Annotated in this window: 21 protein-coding genes; all 21 read right to left on the bottom strand. The window is 58.9% G+C overall.

Going from position 1 to position 17,662, the window contains the following annotated elements; all coding sequences use genetic code 11:
- Window positions 1-198: 198 nt before the first annotated feature.
- Window positions 199-1,066 (bottom strand): IS5 family transposase gene (locus B9Z47_RS17820; protein WP_108332555.1). Its coding sequence is split into 2 segments (ribosomal slippage): window positions 199-646 and window positions 645-1,066, totalling 870 coding nucleotides; the frame shifts between segments, so codons are not numbered across the junction.
- Between the two features lie 134 nt (window positions 1,067-1,200).
- Complete coding sequence (locus B9Z47_RS17815) at window positions 1,201-1,950, bottom strand: hypothetical protein (protein ID WP_108332554.1); 750 nt, start codon at window positions 1,948-1,950, stop codon at window positions 1,201-1,203.
- 131 nt (window positions 1,951-2,081) lie between these two features.
- Window positions 2,082-2,510: a surface-adhesin E family protein gene (locus B9Z47_RS19240; protein WP_369912600.1), complete on the bottom strand. Its 429-nt coding sequence runs from the start codon at window positions 2,508-2,510 to the stop codon at window positions 2,082-2,084.
- Window positions 2,511-2,592: 82 nt separating this feature from the next.
- Window positions 2,593-3,045: a hypothetical protein gene (locus B9Z47_RS17810; protein WP_108332553.1), complete on the bottom strand. Its 453-nt coding sequence runs from the start codon at window positions 3,043-3,045 to the stop codon at window positions 2,593-2,595.
- A gap of 350 nt (window positions 3,046-3,395) precedes the next feature.
- On the bottom strand, window positions 3,396-4,850 hold the full coding sequence (locus B9Z47_RS17805) for a transposase (protein ID WP_233253871.1): 1,455 nt from the start codon (window positions 4,848-4,850) through the stop codon (window positions 3,396-3,398).
- Window positions 4,851-5,258: 408 nt separating this feature from the next.
- Window positions 5,259-6,059: an imidazole glycerol phosphate synthase subunit HisF gene (hisF, locus tag B9Z47_RS17800; RefSeq protein ID WP_108332552.1), complete on the bottom strand. Its 801-nt coding sequence runs from the start codon at window positions 6,057-6,059 to the stop codon at window positions 5,259-5,261.
- Window positions 6,060-6,079: 20 nt separating this feature from the next.
- A complete protein-coding gene (locus tag B9Z47_RS17795; RefSeq protein WP_108332551.1) occupies window positions 6,080-6,949 on the bottom strand; it encodes a D-hexose-6-phosphate mutarotase in 870 nt (289 codons plus the stop codon).
- A 19-nt stretch (window positions 6,950-6,968) separates the two neighbouring features.
- The gene (gene hisA / locus B9Z47_RS17790) at window positions 6,969-7,709 is read right to left on the bottom strand and encodes a 1-(5-phosphoribosyl)-5-[(5-phosphoribosylamino)methylideneamino]imidazole-4-carboxamide isomerase (RefSeq protein ID WP_108332550.1); all 741 of its coding nucleotides are present in this window, start codon (window positions 7,707-7,709) and stop codon (window positions 6,969-6,971) included.
- A 48-nt stretch (window positions 7,710-7,757) separates the two neighbouring features.
- Window positions 7,758-8,414 carry an imidazole glycerol phosphate synthase subunit HisH gene (gene hisH, locus B9Z47_RS17785; RefSeq protein ID WP_369912596.1) on the bottom strand — a complete coding sequence of 219 codons (657 nt, stop codon included), beginning with the start codon at window positions 8,412-8,414 and terminating at the stop codon, window positions 7,758-7,760.
- A 2-nt stretch (window positions 8,415-8,416) separates the two neighbouring features.
- Window positions 8,417-9,007 carry an imidazoleglycerol-phosphate dehydratase HisB gene (hisB, locus tag B9Z47_RS17780; RefSeq protein ID WP_108332548.1) on the bottom strand — a complete coding sequence of 197 codons (591 nt, stop codon included), beginning with the start codon at window positions 9,005-9,007 and terminating at the stop codon, window positions 8,417-8,419.
- A complete protein-coding gene (gene hisC / locus B9Z47_RS17775; protein WP_108332547.1) occupies window positions 9,004-10,086 on the bottom strand; it encodes a histidinol-phosphate transaminase in 1,083 nt (360 codons plus the stop codon). The genes hisB and hisC overlap by 4 nt, the downstream gene beginning before the upstream one ends.
- The gene (hisD, locus tag B9Z47_RS17770; RefSeq protein ID WP_108332546.1) at window positions 10,083-11,435 is read right to left on the bottom strand and encodes a histidinol dehydrogenase; all 1,353 of its coding nucleotides are present in this window, start codon (window positions 11,433-11,435) and stop codon (window positions 10,083-10,085) included. The genes hisC and hisD overlap by 4 nt, the downstream gene beginning before the upstream one ends.
- A gap of 5 nt (window positions 11,436-11,440) precedes the next feature.
- On the bottom strand, window positions 11,441-12,082 hold the full coding sequence (hisG, locus tag B9Z47_RS17765) for an ATP phosphoribosyltransferase (protein WP_108332545.1): 642 nt from the start codon (window positions 12,080-12,082) through the stop codon (window positions 11,441-11,443).
- A gap of 33 nt (window positions 12,083-12,115) precedes the next feature.
- Window positions 12,116-13,381, bottom strand: coding sequence for a UDP-N-acetylglucosamine 1-carboxyvinyltransferase (murA, locus tag B9Z47_RS17760; RefSeq protein ID WP_108332544.1), 1,266 nt, complete (start codon window positions 13,379-13,381; stop codon window positions 12,116-12,118).
- A gap of 48 nt (window positions 13,382-13,429) precedes the next feature.
- On the bottom strand, window positions 13,430-13,672 hold the full coding sequence (locus B9Z47_RS17755; RefSeq protein ID WP_108332543.1) for a BolA family protein: 243 nt from the start codon (window positions 13,670-13,672) through the stop codon (window positions 13,430-13,432).
- 6 nt (window positions 13,673-13,678) lie between these two features.
- Window positions 13,679-14,434, bottom strand: a complete 756-nt coding sequence (locus B9Z47_RS17750; protein ID WP_108332542.1) for an ABC transporter permease — start codon at window positions 14,432-14,434, stop codon at window positions 13,679-13,681.
- A complete protein-coding gene (locus tag B9Z47_RS17745) occupies window positions 14,431-15,366 on the bottom strand; it encodes an ABC transporter ATP-binding protein (RefSeq protein WP_108332541.1) in 936 nt (311 codons plus the stop codon). Before B9Z47_RS17745 ends, B9Z47_RS17750 begins: the two co-directional genes overlap by 4 nt.
- An 83-nt stretch (window positions 15,367-15,449) precedes the next feature.
- On the bottom strand, window positions 15,450-15,725 hold the full coding sequence (locus tag B9Z47_RS17740; RefSeq protein ID WP_108332558.1) for a lipid asymmetry maintenance protein MlaB: 276 nt from the start codon (window positions 15,723-15,725) through the stop codon (window positions 15,450-15,452).
- Between the two features lie 11 nt (window positions 15,726-15,736).
- The gene (locus tag B9Z47_RS17735; RefSeq protein WP_369912591.1) at window positions 15,737-16,381 is read right to left on the bottom strand and encodes a phospholipid-binding protein MlaC; all 645 of its coding nucleotides are present in this window, start codon (window positions 16,379-16,381) and stop codon (window positions 15,737-15,739) included.
- A 63-nt stretch (window positions 16,382-16,444) separates the two neighbouring features.
- Window positions 16,445-17,182 (bottom strand): VacJ family lipoprotein, encoded by a 738-nt coding sequence (locus B9Z47_RS17730; RefSeq protein ID WP_108332539.1) that lies wholly within the window; start codon window positions 17,180-17,182, stop codon window positions 16,445-16,447.
- A complete protein-coding gene (gene mlaD / locus B9Z47_RS17725; RefSeq protein ID WP_108332538.1) occupies window positions 17,179-17,658 on the bottom strand; it encodes an outer membrane lipid asymmetry maintenance protein MlaD in 480 nt (159 codons plus the stop codon). Before mlaD ends, B9Z47_RS17730 begins: the two co-directional genes overlap by 4 nt.
- Window positions 17,659-17,662 lie beyond the last annotated feature (4 nt).

Here is a 17,662-nt window from a genome sequence, read left to right as displayed (position 1 = left end):
CCAAAGTGTAGCAAATGGCAGGTCGCATGACAACGTAACTTGCCAGCACGTATTGCACTCAATATTGCCACTACAAAAAAATCAGAAGATCAGTTGCAAGTGCTTGATTTTGTTGAGGCCGGAGGCGAAAAAGGGCGAAAAATCGGGATTTGGTGTCGAACTCGGGTGATCGGATTCTCTGCAGCAGTTGCTAAGAACTTATCCGTAAATAATATTGACGCGTAGAGAAACTTTGCGGAACGCGATGATGGCGGCGGCTAGGTGGTTGAGTGCGAGGAAACTGCGCTCAAGCTTTTCGTACCTCACGAGCAATTTGCGGAAGCGGTTGAACCAGCTATGGCAAACCTCGACCACCCAGCGCCGAGCCTTCTTCTCTGGGGTGAGTCGTTTGGCATCCGCCTCCTTACCTCGGTCGACGACGTGCGCAATATAGCCATGGCTCAAGATGATTTTCATCGCCGGCTTTCCTCGATAGCCCGCGTCGGCGCACAGATGCTTGTTGCGCCTGTGTGGCGGCGTCTTGCGCTTGACCATAATGGACTCAAGCACTGCACTGATCTGGGTGACGTCGTGCTCATTGGCCCCGGTCACGACGAGCGACAACGGGACGCCACGTCCGTCCACCAGAAGGTGTCGCTTGCTCCCTTTTTTTTCCCCGATCTGTCGGATTGCGGCCGACCGCTTCTTGCGCCAAAGGCGCCTTGAACATGGCTCCGTCTATGCTCTGCCAGCGCCACGCGATGCCTTCCATTTGGTCATACTCAGCAAGTCCGGCTTTCCAGATCGCCTCGAATACGCCAGCTTTCTCCCATTCGAGAAATCGCTTGTGGACCGCGCTGGCACTGCCGAATCGCTCCTTGGGCAAGGCCTTCCATTGGCAACCCGTTCGCAGCACATACACGACTGCCTCGAACACTTGTCGCGCAGGCTTGGGTGGGCGACCAGCGCCAGGCTTGCGCGCATACTCTTTATCAGCAGAGCGCTCACGTACAGGAATCAGCGGCTCCACCCTCTGCCAAAAATCATCAGTCACTACCCATGAGTCCACACGCTTCTTTGTGACCATCGTCTTGCCTTGCGCCGCGTCAACTAAGGCTCAGGGCAGTATTTTACTATTTACGGATAAGTTTTAAGTATTTTTTTGAAATGCTGTGGATGACGACTTCGTAACCGTGGCCTCTCAACAGGTCATGCGATGTTTCAGATTTGATGACCGCCAAGTTCAGGACTTGCTGGTTTTCGACGCAAATAGTACAGGCATACTAACGAAATTCCAGTACCAATAAGTGCAATGGCAGTCGGAACAAAGTGGATTGCTACTCCGATAGGGCTGTCGCTTGCGATCGCCTCGGATCGCCAGCCTTCCATCTCCAGCATAATTAATGTGAATAGCAGTGCAATGAGTAACGTGCAAGCCAAGTTAACGTGAAGCAGCGATCTCATTACGTCTATGGCGGGGCGATCCGCTATTGAGTAGAGCAGCGCCACAATTGGAAGCACCCACCAAAATAAGAGAATGCTACTGACGGGCACTGCGCAGATTGCAACAAACCCAGCAATCGCCAACCTGCCTGCAAGATTATCCGAAATTGCTTTGCGCGGGTTCAATCGAATTGTCGAGAGAAGGCGGCCACTTTTGCGTACTGCGGTTGATTCGGTAAGCTGCTGTGCAGCGCTTACGGCGGCTTGCTTGGCGGTGGATATTACGGCACGCCTTGCAGCGACTTCTGCAGCCTCCTGATCCGGCGTTTGCTTTAACTTTAGTACGGCAATGAGAACGACGCCAGCAAACGCCATGAAGCATCCTAGGATCAGAAATAGCTGCCGATCTGCCTGAAGTCCAAGATTGTGGATGCGGCCATAGCCAGATGAAACTGTCGTATCCATAAAAATGGCATAGAGGATCGCGAAACAGCCGATCACAATCAAAATTTTGGACACTGACTTCATTAGATAATCTTTCCGAGATGTTCGCTGTAGGACGTGTTGAAGGAATCGAATTTCGGCGGCGTGGCAGCCAACTGTGGCTTCTGCGGCCTGCAGGGACGATAAGTACCAGACAATCTTTAATTAACCCGACATTATCGACAAGCGATCTTCCACAATTCCTCTATGGAACCCAAGTTGCGGTTACGAGGTAGCCAAAAGTCTGGGCGGACTGAATTCACATTGGAGCCCTGCCCCATAGAACCATCAAAAAAATCCATTTTCAGTGAACGCGACTTGTGTTCAGCACAATCGTATTGCTCTATTGATATAGATGATAGATATGTGAATTTACTGACTACGCCGATGGTTCTTGGCGATGAAAGGTCGAGCATGTGCGTGACGGTTGTTCTGGTGCCAGCCTTCTCAGTCTTTGAGTGGTCAACATACAAAGTTCCGCTAGATTCAGTTGCTACCCGCGTCCAATTTGAGTTGCCACACGCCGTTATTAAGGACAATAGGATCGGAAGAGTCGCAAATATAAACGTGTTTTTTGCGTATCGTGAAATGCGAAATTTATACATCAAGTTTTTCATATTGAAAGGCCTAACGTTAGAGTTAACCGGAGCAGTGGGGCATGCCCCACTGCTCCGGTTGAATGAATCGTTAAGCCTCGTCTTTGGCGACTTTGGGCGAACGGTATTTCTTGTACAACGAGGCACCCGCCGAAATAGAGGCTGCACCCGCTGCAACACCCAACAAGACGGGGGCGGCCGTGACAATTGCCGGTGCGGAAACCAAACCTACTGTGACACCAAGCGCGGTTAGTCCGGTTGGAGCTGCGACAACTGCACCGGCGGCGGCAACCGTGGCCACCACCCGAGTAGCTTTAGCAGCAATATCAAGTTGCTCGGTTATCTCATCGGTCTTGGCATCCGCTCTACGTAGAAGCTCACAGGCCTTATCGCTTGCTTCCGTCATCGATTCGCCTGCGCTGCGCTGCAGCTCCTCCGCAGTTCGTTGTACGCGGGTCAACCCGGAGGCCGCCAAACCATAAATTCGCTTTGCGTGGGTTTGCCAACTCTCTTCCGATTGCTTTGGTATGTTTTTATCCTGCATATTTCTCCCTTCTTTGCAATGTACGAGCGTTGCTGCATGTGGTGCGGAACGATGCTTAACGTAATGTAAACCGCAGAACCCAGTAGATACATCCGGGCACAGTATATAAATCTTTTATATTAAAAAATGCAATACGATTAATTTATAATTTACATTTTCATGAACTTGGTTTCATACAGTTATAAATTTGCCATGAAACCCGGTGCCCCTTCCTTGCAGTCCACCCGCTTGCTTGATCAGATGCGTGAGCGGGTCAAGTCTCTCCACTATAGTCTCAAAACCGATAAAAATTACATCTATTGAATTCTTTTTTCCATTCACCGGAGTGCTATTCAGCCTAAATCCGGCAGTTACCCCACCGCCATGAGCTGATTTGGCGGTAACCCCGCAGGCGCATGTAGCGTGATTCGCGCCACAACATAGTCCAAGAACGTCTTCCAACGCTCTGTCCTCGGCAACTGCTCCGCAACAGCCCTGACATGACCCAATGCCGCTCGGATATTGGCGATCAACGCCAGCAGCTTGCCCTTGGCCCCATGCATGGGCGTCAGATACAGCGTGGTCTGTCCCGCATGTTTGACCGCCCGGCCCACACCGGCCAGCAATAACGCTCGGCTGGTGATGGCCTCCATTCGTGCCCCCGGCTTGGCCGCCCTGCAGTACCAGCTCCACCAGTTGTAGACCAATGCAACAGCGCGCGCGCTGCTCTGGCAGCGCTCAATGTCCTGGGTCGTAAAGCCTCCCCATCCCCACTGATTCTTCAGCTCGTCAAACCCGTTCTCGCAGTCGGCACGGTCACGGTAGAGTTGACCCAAGGCGTCCAGCGCGTAGGCGCTGTTGGTCACCAGCACCGCGTACTCCCAAGCCTGCACGCCCTTGTCTGGCATCAGCAACTCGATCTGCTCGCCTGGCTCATTCTTGGCCTTGCGACTCAGTGCCAAATCCGTTTTGACGGCGCGACGCAAGACAACGACCCGACGCGATTTGTACCAGCCCGAGAGTTTGAGGGTGTCTTCGACCGCGCTCCAACCTTGGTCGCTGGGGCCGGGCGTACTCCAGTCGTCACGCGCGAACTGGCGTGTCAACAACTTCTTGACCCCTACGCTTTGGCGCAGCTTGAACAGGTAGGGCTGGGCGCGATCCTCCAACTCAGCGATAAAAGGCTCGTTGCCAAAGCCGCAGTCTCCTCGGACCAAGGCAGGGCGCTGCTCGGGCGTGAGTTTGTCCAGCACGCCGATGAGACCCGGTCGCGCTTTGGCCGCGCTGTGCTCCTTGCCGGGTGAGACCACAACGTCCAGCACCAAGCGCAGGCTGCCAACCCAGTACGTGTGCAGCGCGTGGCTGGGGCGCCCGGGTTTATGGGGGTTGTAGCTGACCTGTGCGCCGCTTTGTTTGCCATACAGCGGTTTGATGGTGGTGTCGATGTCCAGTATCCACGGGGTGCTCAATGCAGCTTGCACGCTGCCCATGAGCTGGGGCCCAAGCCACTCTTGGCTTTGCTGGGCGCTCATGCGCGAGAGCGAGCGGCGCAGCGCGTCTTCACTGATGATTTTCTTCATCCCCAGAATCTGCGCACTCACCGCATCGCCTCGCAAAGCGGTAATGTGGGCGTAGCGGTTATGGCCTGCCAGTATCGCCAGTAGCCATGTACCCAGCACATCCCGTTTGCTTGGGGCGTTGGGGCTGGTGTAACTTAATGGGCAGCTATCGAGCCAGGAGTCGTACACGCCCGTGGTGGTCAAAAACTCGGCGAAGAACGCCAGTTGTGCATTGGGCGTGGCGCTGGCACCGTGGTCCCAATGCACGTGAATTCGCCCCCCCCGGGGTGTCCACCGCCATCGCCTCCAGGGCCTGCGCTTGAAGCGCAAGCTGCCGCCTTTTTGCTTCACCCATTTGGTGACCTCGCTAAGTCCGTTGAAACTGGCTCCGAGTCTAGCTTTGCGCCGATTTACGCACTGTCAACTGCCGGAAATAGGTTCAGTCCAGTGGCATGCGTCACCCACGCGAGATGGGTGTGGGCGATTTGGAAGCGTTTTTGTTCATACTGGCCAATGAGCGCAGGGTATCGACCTGCACTCACAACCAAGGGTTCAGTACTGTACTGACGGAAGACGAAGTGGTTAACCTGCTGGCACAAATGAAGGGAATGGCCGCGCTGCTGGCGGGTGGCATCGCCAGCCCTTTGAATTCACTGCATCAAGCCTTAGCAGTCCTCACAAACGCACAGGAATGCCCCGCTCGCGCATCCGAGCTTTAGCTTGCTTCACCGTGTATTCACCGTAGTGAAAAATGCTCGCCGCCAGCACCGCGTCCGCCCCGCCGATGCTCACGCCGTCGGCCAGGTGGTCGAGGTTGCCCACGCCACCCGATGCGATCACAGGCACGCTCACGGCGTCGCTCACAGCGCGGGTCAGTTGCAGGTCAAAGCCGCTTTTGGTGCCGTCGCGGTCCATGCTGGTCAGCAGGATTTCGCCCGCGCCGTATTCGGCCATTTGGGTGGCCCAGGCCACCGCGTCCAGGCCCACGTTTTTGCGGCCACCGTGGCTGTACACATCCCAGCCCGGGCCCATGGGCAGACCGTGGGTGCCGATGCGCTGCTCGTCTTCGGCGGTGCGGCGTTTGGCGTCGATGGCCACCACGATGCATTGCGCACCGTATTTGGCAGAGGCTTCGCGGATGACTTGCGGGTTGGCAATGGCGGCCGAGTTGAAGCTGGTTTTGTCGGCCCCGGCATTGAGCAAGCGGCGCACGTCTTCCACGGTGCGCACACCACCGCCTACGGTGAGCGGAATGAACACTTGCGAAGCCACGGCCTCGATGATGTGCAGGATCACGTCGCGCCCGTCGCTGGTGGCGGTGATGTCGAGGAAGGTGAGTTCGTCTGCGCCTTGCTCGTTGTAGCGGGCCGCGATTTCGACCGGGTCGCCCGCGTCACGCAGTTCGACAAAGTTGACGCCTTTGACCACGCGACCGCCGGTCACGTCAAGGCAAGGAATGATGCGTTTGGCGAGCATGGAGGTTCTCTTTTCTTATCTCAGTGGTCCAGCGCCTGCAAGCGCTGCCAGCCTTCCCACCGCCCGCCCACGGGCAAGGTGATGGGGTCATAGACTTGCGCGGCTTCGACGCACAGCATGTGCCGCCAGCCGTCGTCGGGCATGTCGGTCAGGCGCTTGCACAGGTCTTGTGCGGGGTTCCAGACCACGGTGTTGGCCCAGCTGGGGCTTTGGCTGATGCGCAGGCTCTGGTTCAGCGTCATGGGCTGCCGGGGGGTGTGGGCATCGGCGGCATAAACCCGGTCAAATTCGGCGGCAAAGCGAAGCGTGTCGGGGGCTTGTGCGTGGGTGTCGGTCAATGAATCCCATTCGGCCAGCCCGCCCATCCCTTGCAGGGTGGCCTGGGTCACATCGGGCACGGCGAAATAAGTGTGCAGCGCGCCTGAAAACGCCAGCGGCTGCGTGTCGGTGTTGTGCACGCGCAGGCTAAGGCGCAAATCGCCGGGCGTCAAATCGATCTGCAACTGCGCTTCAAAAGCCTGTGGCCACCAGCTGCGGGTCTGGGCGTTGTCGGTCAGGCACAGCGTCAGGCTGGCCGCTTGTGCGGACAACACCGGCGCATCGGCCTGCCAGGCCACGTTGCGGGCAAAGCCATGTTTGGGCAAACGGTCGGCCATCGGACCGCGCTGGTTAAACTGCGGAAAGCACACCGGCACACCGCCGCGAATGGCCCCCTGCCCGTCCATCACGCTGGTCGGGCTCAGGTACAGGCGCTCACGCCCACTGGTTTGCCAAGACAGCACATGCGCGCCGTGCAAGGCCACCACCAGGCGGTCACCTTGCGGCAAAGCCAGCTCACAAGCGGGCAAACCGGCGAACACGGTGTCGCGACAAGTCGCCTGCGCGGTCATCTGTGGGGCCCTGCGAAGTTCAGCCGTTGAGTTCGTCGGCGCGTTGCTGCGCCAGCGCAAAGTCAAGATCGCCCGAATACACAGCGCGACCGCAGATCACGCCTTCCACGCCTTCGTCTTCGACAGCGCACAGCTGCTCGATGTCGGCCATGTTGGACAGGCCGCCCGAGGCGATCACGGGAATGGTGAGGGCTTGGGCCAGCTTGACGGTGGCGTCGATGTTGATGCCGCTGAGCATGCCGTCGCGGCCGATGTCGGTGTAGATGATGGACTCGACGCCCCAGTCTTCGAACTTCTTGGCCAGGTCCACCACTTCGTGGCCGGTGAGCTTGCTCCAGCCGTCGGTGGCGACTTTGCCGTCTTTGGCGTCAAGGCCCACGATGATGTGGCCGCCAAAGGCGGTGCAGGCGTCTTTCAAGAAACCCGGATTCTTGACGGCTGCCGTGCCAATGATCACGTAACGCAGGCCGCTGTCGATGTATTTTTCGATCGTGTCCAGATCGCGGATACCGCCACCCAGCTGCACCGGGATGTCGTCGCCCACGGCCTTGAGGATGGATTTGATCGCGCCGAAGTTTTGCGGTTTGCCAGCGAAAGCGCCGTTCAGATCGACCAAGTGCAGGCGGCGTGCGCCTTTTTCGAGCCAGGTGCGGGCCATGGCAGCGGGGTCTTCACCGAAGGTCGTGGCTTGGTCCATATCGCCCTGTTTGAGGCGAACGCAGTGGCCGTCTTTGAGGTCAATGGCGGGGATCAGAATCATGGCGAATTTAAAAGAGCAGGAGGGCTAAAAAACGGCAGTGAAAACTTCTCAAGGCTGCCAGTGGAGGAAATTGCGGAACAGCGCCAGGCCTTGGGCCGCGCTCTTCTCAGGGTGAAACTGGGTGGCAAAAATGTTGTCACGGGCAATGGCGCAGGCAAAGCGGCCGCCGTAATCGGTCTGGGCCGCGCTGTGCGCCGGGTGGGCCACCTGGGCATAAAAGCTGTGCACGAAGTAATACCAGCTGCCGTCGGCAATGCCGTTCCAAAGCGGGTGCGCTGGGGCGTCTTGCCAGACTTGGTTCCAGCCCATTTGTGGCACTTTGTAGCGGGTGCCGTCGGGCTGAATTTGCCCAGCCAGCTCGAACTTGACCACGCGGCCCGGGATCAGGCCCAGGCCGGGCGTGTCGCCTTCGGCGCTGTGGTCCAGCAGCATTTGCATGCCCACACACACGCCAAACAGCGGTTTGCTGGCGGCGGCTTCGAGCACGGCGTCCATCAGGCCCGACTCGCGCAGCTCGCGCATGCAGTCGGGCATGGCGCCCTGCCCCGGCAAGACCACACGGTGCGCATTGCGCACCACTTGCGGGTCAGATGTGACGGTGACTTCGGCATGGTCCACGCTGGAGGCGGCGTGCATCACCGCCTGCGCCACGCTGCGCAGATTGCCCATGCCGTAATCGACGACAGCAACGCGGTTGGTGCTCATGTTCAGAGACTGCCTTTGGTGGAAGGGATCACACCCGCCGAGCGCGGATCAAGCTCAAGCGCGGCACGCACGGCGCGGGCGAAGGCCTTGAAAATGGTCTCGCACTGGTGGTGCGCGTTCACGCCCTTGAGGTTGTCGATGTGCAGCGTGCACAGGGCGTGGTTCACAAAGCCCTGGAAGAACTCATAAACCAGTTGCGTGTCGAGCGCGCCCAGCGAACCAGAAGTGAACTTCACGTCCATGTGCAGGCCGGGGCGGCCCGAAAAATCCACCACCACGCGGCTCAGGGCTTCGTCGAGTGGCACATAGGCGTGGCCATAACGGCGGATGCCTTTTTTGTCGCCAATGGCTTGGGCAAACGCCTGACCCAGGGTGATGCCGATGTCTTCGACGGTGTGGTGGCCGTCGATGTGCAGGTCACCTTCACAGGCTATGTCCAAGTCGATCAGACCGTGGCGGGCGATCTGATCCAGCATGTGGTCCAGAAAACCGATGCCGCTGGCCAGTTTGGCTTGGCCTGTGCCGTCCAGGTTGATGGCGACGCGGATGTTGGTCTCGGCCGTCTTGCGGGTGACTTCAGCGGTACGGTTCATAGCGATTCTTTCAGAGCGGCCAGCATCAGGTCGTTTTCTTGCGCGGTGCCCACGGTCAGGCGCAGGCAGTTGGCCAGCAATGGGTGTATTTTAGAAACGTTCTTAATCAGCACGCCGTGGGCCTTCAGGCCGTCAAAGGTTTTGGCCGCATCGGGCACGCGGGCCAGGACCATGTTGGCCTCGCTTGGGAACGGGGTCACACCGGGCAAGGCGGCCAGTGCTTGCAGCAAACGGGCACGCTGCTCACGCAGGTCTTTGGCCTGGGCGGCAAACACCTCGGCATGCTCCAGCGCAAACAGAGCACACTCGTAATTCAACACGCTGATGTTGTAGGGCGGGCGCACTTTGTCGATCTCGGCCACCAAGGCCTTGGGGCCCACCATGTAGCCCAAACGCACACCGGCCAGGCCAAACTTGCTGAGCGTGCGCATCAAGAGCACATGCGTGTGGCGCGTGATGCGGTCCATGTAGCTCTTGCTGGCAAAGGGCTGGTAGGCCTCATCCATGACCACCAAGCCGCCTTGAGCGCCTTGTGCCAGCACGATCTTTTCGATGGTGTCGTCGTTCCACAGGTTGCCCGTGGGGTTGTTGGGGTAAGCCAGGTACACGATGGACGGCTTGCGCTCGGCAATGGCGGCCAGCATAGCGGCTTCGTCGAGTTCAAAGTCGGTGGTGAGTGGCACCCCATGGAAAGCCAGACCTTGGAGCTGGGCGCTCATGGCGTACATCACGAAGCCCGGCAGCGGGGCCAGGATGCTTGCGCCGGGCACATCGCAGGCCATGGCCAGGAGCGAGATCAGCTCGTCCGAGCCATTGCCCAACATGATGTCAAAGCCTTCGGGCATGCCCGCGTGCTGGGCCAACGCAGCGCGCAGGTCGTTCACACGGCCATCGGGGTAACGGTTGAACGCCAACGCGCCCAGGCGCTCGCCCAAAGCCTTTTGCAAATCAGCGGGCAGGCGGTGCGGGTTTTCCATTGCGTCGAGCTTGACCATGCCGACCGAATCCTGGATGGCGTAAGCGTGCATGGACTGCACGTCCTGGCGGATGCGTTGCATCAGTTGTGGACTCACCGTCATTTGGACTCTCGCATAGGGGGAACAGGGTTCAAACGGAACTCGGCAGCACGGGCGTGCGCTTGCAGGCCTTCGCCATAGGCCAGCTCGGCAGCGATGCGGCCCAAGGGCTGGGCACCCGCTTCGCTGACCTCGATCAGGCTGGAGCGTTTCTGGAAGTCGTACACGCCCAAGGGCGAGGAGAAACGCGCCGTGCCGCTGGTGGGCAACACATGGTTGGGGCCTGCGCAGTAGTCGCCCAACGACTCGCTGGTGAAAGCGCCCAAAAAGATCGCGCCTGCGTGACGCAGCAATGGCTCCCAGCGGTGCGGGTCGCGGCTCGACACCTCCAGGTGCTCGGGCGCGATGCGGTTGCTGATGGCGCAGGCTTCTTCCATGTTGCGCGTGAGGATCAGCGCACCCCGGTCGTTCAGGCTCTTGGCAATGATCTCGCGACGCGGCATCTCGGGCAGCAGGCGGTCAATGGCGGCCTGCACTTCAGCGATGTAAGCCGCATCGGGGCACAGCAAAATACTTTGCGCCAGTTCGTCGTGTTCGGCCTGGCTGAACAGGTCCATCGCCACCCATTCGGCGGGCGTGGTGCCGTCGGCCAGCACCAAAATTTCTGAGGGGCCCGCGATCATGTCGATGCCCACGGTGCCGAACACGCGCTTTTTGGCGCTGGCCACATAGGCGTTGCCCGGGCCGGTGATCTTGTCCACCTTGGGGATGGTGGCGGTGCCATAAGCCAAGGCGGCCACGGCCTGCGCGCCGCCCACGGTGAAGGCGCGGCTCACACCGGCCACACAGGCAGCGGCCAACACCAGCGGGTTGCGCACGCCTTGCGGTGTGGGCACGACCATGATGATCTCTTGCACACCCGCCACATGGGCGGGGATAGCGTTCATCAGCACCGAAGAGGGGTAAGCGGCTTTGCCACCGGGCACGTAAATGCCCACGCGGTCGAGCGGCGTGACTTTTTGGCCCAGCAGCGTGCCGTCTTCGTCGCGGTAGCTCCAGCTCTCGCCAGACGCTTTTTTCTGCGCTTCGTGGTATTTGCGCACACGGGCAGCGGCGGCTTGCAGGGCTTCGCGTTGCACGGCGGGCAAGCTGTCCAGCGCCGCTTGCAACTCGGCCTGGGTGATCTCGAGTGCCTTCACGTCGGGCGCTTGCAGGCCGTCAAAACGCTGGGTGTAGTCGAGTACAGCGGCATCGCCACGCTTTTGCACATCGGCCAGGATGTCGGCCACACGCTGCTCGATGGCGGCGTCGGTGTCGGCAGACCAATGCAGGCGGGCCGCGAAGGCCGCTTCAAAACCGGCGTCTGCCGTGTTCAGTTGCAATGGTTTGGCGTGCAGGCCGATGGCGGTCATATGGGTCAGTCTTTCTTCACCGCACCGGCAAAGGCGTCGATGATGGCGCGGATCGGCGCTTGTTTGAGCTTGAGCGCGGCCTGGTTCACCACCAAGCGCGAGCTGATGTCCATGATGCGCTCCACCTCGACCAAGTGGTTGGCCTTGAGGGTGTTGCCTGTCGACACCAAATCGACGATGGCGTCGGCCAGGCCCGTGAGCGGGGCCAGCTCCATGCTGCCGTAGAGCTTGATCAGGTCGACGTGCACGCCCTTGGTGGCGAAAAAGTCACGCGCTATTGATGTGTATTTGGTCGCCACTTTCAAACGCGCACCCGTGCGCACCTGTGCGGCGTAATCGTAGTCGGCGCGCACCGCCACGCTCATGCGGCATTTGGCGATGTTCAGATCCAGCGGCTGATAGAGGCCCTGGCCGCCGTGCTCAATCAGGGTGTCCAGACCGGTCACACCCAAATCGGCACCGCCGTATTCCACATAGGTGGGCACATCGCTGGCGCGCACCAGCACCACGCGCACATTGGGCTGGTTGGTGGGCAAGATCAGCTTGCGCGATTTTTCGGGGTCTTCGAGCACCTCGATGCCTGCGGCTTTGAGCAGCGGCAGGGTTTCGTCAAAGATGCGTCCTTTGGACAGGGCCAGTGTGATCATGTGCTTTGCACCCGGGGCTTGCGCCCCCGGCTTTCAGTGAATTCGTTCGATGTCCGCGCCCACAGAGCGCAGCTTGGCTTCCATGCGGTCGTAGCCCCGGTCCAGGTGGTAGATGCGGTCCACGATGGTTTCACCATCGGCCACCAGACCGGCAATCACCAGACTGGCCGAAGCGCGCAAGTCGGTCGCCATCACGGTCGCGCCGGAGAGCTTTTCCACGCCCTCGATCACCGACACCTTGCCATCGATCTGAATGTGCGCACCCAGGCGCACCAGTTCGTTGACGTGCATGAAGCGGTTTTCAAAAATCGTTTCGGTCACTTTGCTGGCACCTTGCGAGATGCAGTTGAGCGCCATGAACTGGGCCTGCATGTCGGTCGGGAAACCCGGGTATTCGGTGGTGCGAAAACTTTGGGCCTTCAAGCGGCCTTCGGATTTGACGCGGATAAAGCCTTCTCCCGCTTCGATGGTGGCACCGGCATCGCGCAGTTTTTCGATGACCACTTCCAGATGGTCAGCGCGGCCATGGCGCAGGACCACGTCACCGCCTGTCGCAGCCACCGCGCACAAGAAAGTGCCCGCCTCGATGCGGTCAGCCACCACCTGATGTTGGCCCCCGTGCAGGCGCTCCACACCCTGGATGCGAATGCGGCGCGTGCCCTGGCCTTCGATCTTGGCACCCATCTTGATGAGCATTTCAGCCAAGTCACCAATTTCGGGCTCTTGGGCGGCGTTTTCGAGCACCGTCTCGCCTTCGGCCAGCGCAGCAGCCATCATGAAGTTTTCGGTGCCCGTCACCGTGACCATGTCGGTCGTGATGTGCGCCCCCTTCAAGCGCGTGCGGCCTGCGGGCAAGCTGGCCAACATGTAGCCGTGCTCCACCGTGATCTCGGCACCCATGGCCTGCAGACCTTTGATGTGCTGATCCACCGGACGCGAACCGATGGCGCAGCCGCCGGGCAATGAGACTTTGGCGTGGCCAAAGCGGGCCAACAAAGGGCCCAGCGCCAGCACCGAGGCGCGCATGGTTTTCACCAGCTCATAAGGGGCTTCGGGATTGTTCAGTGCGCCCGCATCGAGCGTGACGCTGCCGTCTTCGTGGTGCTCGGCCGTCACGCCCATGTTGCGGATCAGCTTGAGCATGGTCGAGACGTCTTGCAGGCGCGGCACATTGGCCAGCGTGACAGGCTCGGCGCTCAGCAAAGCAGCGCACAACTCGGGCAAAGCCGCGTTTTTGGCACCCGCCACATCCAGCGTGCCTTGCAGGCGCTTGCCGCCGCGAATTTTCAGTTTGTCCATGGGTCAGCTCAGTGTGCTTTTTGGCGAAGGCTCAAATGGGCGAAGCGTTCAGTTCACTTGCGCAGACCATTCGGCAGGCGTGTAGGTTTTCATCGACAAGGCATGCACTTCGTCGGTGTGCATTTTTTGGCCCAGCGTGGCGTACACCCGCTGATGACGCGCAATGGGGCGCATGCCAGCAAAGGCCTCTGACACCACCACGGCGCTCCAGTGGCGGCCATCGCCCTCCACGGTGAGGTGGGTGCAGTCGAGGCCTGCGGCAATGATGGCTTGAAGTTGCTCTGCGTTCATGGGGGGTCAGCTCCGAATTTTGTAGCCGGTGCGCAAAAGGTGAAGGGTCAGGCTGCTGATGAGTGCCAAAGCAGTGCCCACCACGGCCAGACTGATCCAGGGTGAGACGTCGCTTTGGCCAAAGAAACCATAACGGAACCCGTCGATCATGTAGAAAAACGGATTCAGGTGGCTGAGCTTTTGCCAAAAGGGTGGCAGCGAATGGATGGAATAGAACACACCCGACAAAAAGGTCATCGGCATGATGATGAAGTTCTGGAAAGCGGCCATCTGGTCAAACTTTTCAGCCCACAGACCGGCGATCACGCCCAACGCACCCATCATGGCCGCCCCCATGAAGGCAAAGGCCAAAATCCACAGCGGATAGACAAAGCCGATGTTGACCATCCAGCCCGTGATGACAAACACGCCCAGGCCCACGGCCAAACCCCGCACGATGGACGAGCCCACATAGGCCACAAACCAGCTGCGGTGAGACAAAGGCGTGAGGAGCAAAAACACCAAACTGCCCATGATCTTGCTTTGCACCAGGCTCGACGAGCTGTTGGCAAAAGCGTTTTGCAACACCCCCATCATGATCAGGCCAGGCAGCAAGAACGAGGTGTAAGGCACTTGGTCATACACCTTGACATGGTCTTCGAGCACATGGCCGAAGATGAGCATGTAAAGCACCGATGTGAGCACGGGCGCGGCCACGGTCTGGAAAGCCACTTTCCAAAAACGCAGGACTTCCTTGTAGAGCAGGGTTTGCCAACCGGTCATGCCGTGGCTCCATTCTGGGGTTGCTTGCGGTTCATGACTTCGAGGAACACGTCTTCCAGATCAGCCTGACGGATTTCAACGTCTTCAGCCACCAAGCCCGCCGAGCGGATGGTGGCCAAATGGTTTTCGATTTCGAGCGCGTTGTGCACCGGCAATTGCACGATGCGGCCCGTCACGCGAGCGATGGCCGCCACGGCAGGCGGCAAGTCGCCGTCGAGCTTGAAGCGAAGCACCTGGCTGGTGGCCGATCGCAGCAAATCGGATGTGCGCTCCAGCGCCAGCAACTGACCTCGCTTGAGCATGGCGATGCGGCCACAGAGGGCTTCGGCCTCTTCGAGGTAATGGGTCGTCAGCAAAACGGTGTGGCCTTGCTTGTTGAGTTTGGCGATGAACTGCCACAGGGTCTGGCGCAATTCAACATCGACCCCGGCCGTGGGCTCGTCGAGCACGATCACGCGCGGCTTGTGCACCAGGGCTTGCGCCACCAGCACACGGCGCTTCATGCCACCCGAAAGCTGACGCATGTTGGCATTGGCTTTGTCAGCCAAACCCAAGCTGTCCAGCAACTCGTCGATCCAGGCGTCGTTTTTCTTGACGCCGAAATAGCCGGACTGAATGCGCAGCGATTCGCGCACGGTGAAAAACGGGTCAAACACCAGCTCTTGCGGCACCACGCCCAACAATCGGCGGGCGGTGGCGTAATCGGTCTGCACATCGTGGCCATGCACCAGCACACGACCCTCGCTCGCACGCGTCAAGCCTGCCAACGTGCTGATCAAAGTGGTTTTGCCTGCGCCGTTGGGCCCCAGCAAGCCAAAAAACTCGCCCTCCTCCACATCAAAGCTGACTTGGTCGAGGGCTTTGAACGCGGCTGCGCCGGCCTGTTTGGCCGGGTAGGTCTTGGAAACGGATTGGAAAGAGAGCGCTGGCATGGAGGGGTCTATTTTAAGTGCTGGACCGCAGACCCCAGGGCACTGCAGGGGGATCAGGACGAAAAGACCTTGAAACCCGGTTTTCAGGCCTGTTCAAGCAAGCCCAGCACCCCGTACAAACTGGCCAGTTCACGCAAACGCGGCGTCATGCCCGTGATTTGCAGTGCACTGCCTTGCACCGAAAGTGCCCGACGCAAACCCAACAAAACGGCCAAAGCGGAAGAGTCGAACTCGACCAGTGCCGAGGCATCCAGCACCACCGAGGGCTGCGCATTCGTACGGCAATGCGTCACCCACTGTGCCAAGCAGGCATCTGCCTGCTCATGGAGCAAGGTGTGAGGCAATTTCAGAACGCTCATCTCAGCGACCATCAGGAGGCTTTGGCATTGGTTTTGTTGCGTGCCGCCAAGCTGGCGATCAGCGCATCAATGCCCCCGGCATTGATCTCCTTGGTGAACTGGGTGCGGTAGTTTTCGATGAGCCAAACGCCCAGCACATTCAGGTCAAAAATCATCCAGCCAGCACCTTGTCCGGGTGTTTTTTCAAGCCGGTAATCCAGCTGGATCGGGTCGCCCTTGCCCCGCACTTCGGTGTTGACCACCAAATTTTTGTCTTCTTGACCGGCACGCAAGGGTTTGACGAGCACCACCTGGTCGGACACTTGGCTCAGAGCACCGGCATAAGTGCGCACTAGCAAAATCTTGAATTCGTCTTGCAAACGGGTTTGCTGTTCGGGCGTGGCCTTGCGCCAGGCTGGGCCAGTGGCCAAAGCAGTCATGCGCCGAAAATTCACATGGGGCATCAGTTTGACGTCCACCAATTGCATGATCTTGCCAACGTCACCATTGCGCAGCGCCTTGTCCGCTTTGATGGTGTCCAGGGTGTCATTGGTGATGCGCTTAATGAAGACCTCAGGCGCTTCATCTGAGGCCCATACGGGCCCTGCAGCCAGGGCCAAGGCCGCGCCCACACCGAGCAACCAATGGCGGCGTTTCAGGAAGAGGTCTGTGAACATTTTTTTCATCGGATAACTATAGAGCCAGCCAGTAAAGGGCTTGTGAACAACTGTAACGAGCGGTCATTTGCCATTGGGCTCGGACTCGCCGTAATCAAAATTAGAAGGCGGGTTGCCGTCGTAAATGTCATTTCTGCGCTTTTGCAAATAGCCGTCACGCACAAACGTATAAGGGTCCAGTGAAGCGGCCTTGATGACATCCACCGTCTGCAGCAAACCCGAACGCACGTCCAGCAGCCGCATGGCGGACAAACTGTTGCGCGAGGCATCGTCTGCAACAATTTGAGAAGGGTCGCCCTTGAAATCCAGCGGCAAAGCCACCGTATCGCGCAAAGTCGATGGACCCAGCAAAGGCAGGACCAGATAAGGCCCCGGTTTGACGCCCCAACGGCCCAGCGTTTGTCCAAAGTCCTCTTTGCGCTTTTCAATGCGCATTTCGCTGGCCACATCCAGCAAGCCCCCCAAGCCCAGGAACGTGTTGACGTTGATGCGCATGAAGGTCTCCGCCGTGGCCTGGCCTTTGAGCTGCATGGCACTGTTGGCCATGGACCAAACATCGCTCAGATTACCCAGGAAATTGTGAACACCCGTGCGAACAAAGCTGGGCAACACCTTCACATAAACCTCTGCCGCAGGCTTGATGGCCACGGTATCCACCGCATCATTGAATTGATAAATGCTGCGATTCATCGACTCCCAAGGGTCACGCGGATCGGCCGTTTTCACGCTCGCGCAGCCCTGCAAGACCAGGACCGCTGCGGCGATGACCCACACTGAACAGCGTTGGATGACTTTGCTCATGGTTTTTTACCTTCTGCCGCAGGTTTTTCTGCCTGGCTGTACAAAAACTGGCTGATCAGGTTTTCCAGAATCACCGCCGACTGGGTGGACCCAATCTTGTCGCCTGCCACCAGATTTTTTCCATCGGCCCCGGGTGACACATCCAGATACTGCTCACCGAGCAAACCACTGGTCAAGATTTTCAGCGAACTGTCTTGTGGAAATGCCAGGCCGGACTGCAACGCCAGCGTCACTTTGGCCTGAAACGACTCGCCATCGAATTCAATTTTTTTCACGCGGCCGACCACGACACCCGCACTTTTGACTGCGGCACCGGGCTTGAGGCCGCCGATGTTGTCGAATTTGGCTGTGACGGCGTAGTCTGAACTGAAGTTCAGCGTCAACAAATTGGCCGACTTGAGCGCCAAGAACAGCACCGCCAAGGCACCGACCAACACAAACAAACCCACCCACACATCATTTTTTGAACGTTGCATGCCG

This window comes from Limnohabitans sp. 2KL-1 (assembly GCF_003063435.1).
Lineage (GTDB): Bacteria > Pseudomonadota > Gammaproteobacteria > Burkholderiales > Burkholderiaceae_C > Limnohabitans_A.
This window is presented reverse-complemented; position numbering and strand designations above follow the sequence as displayed.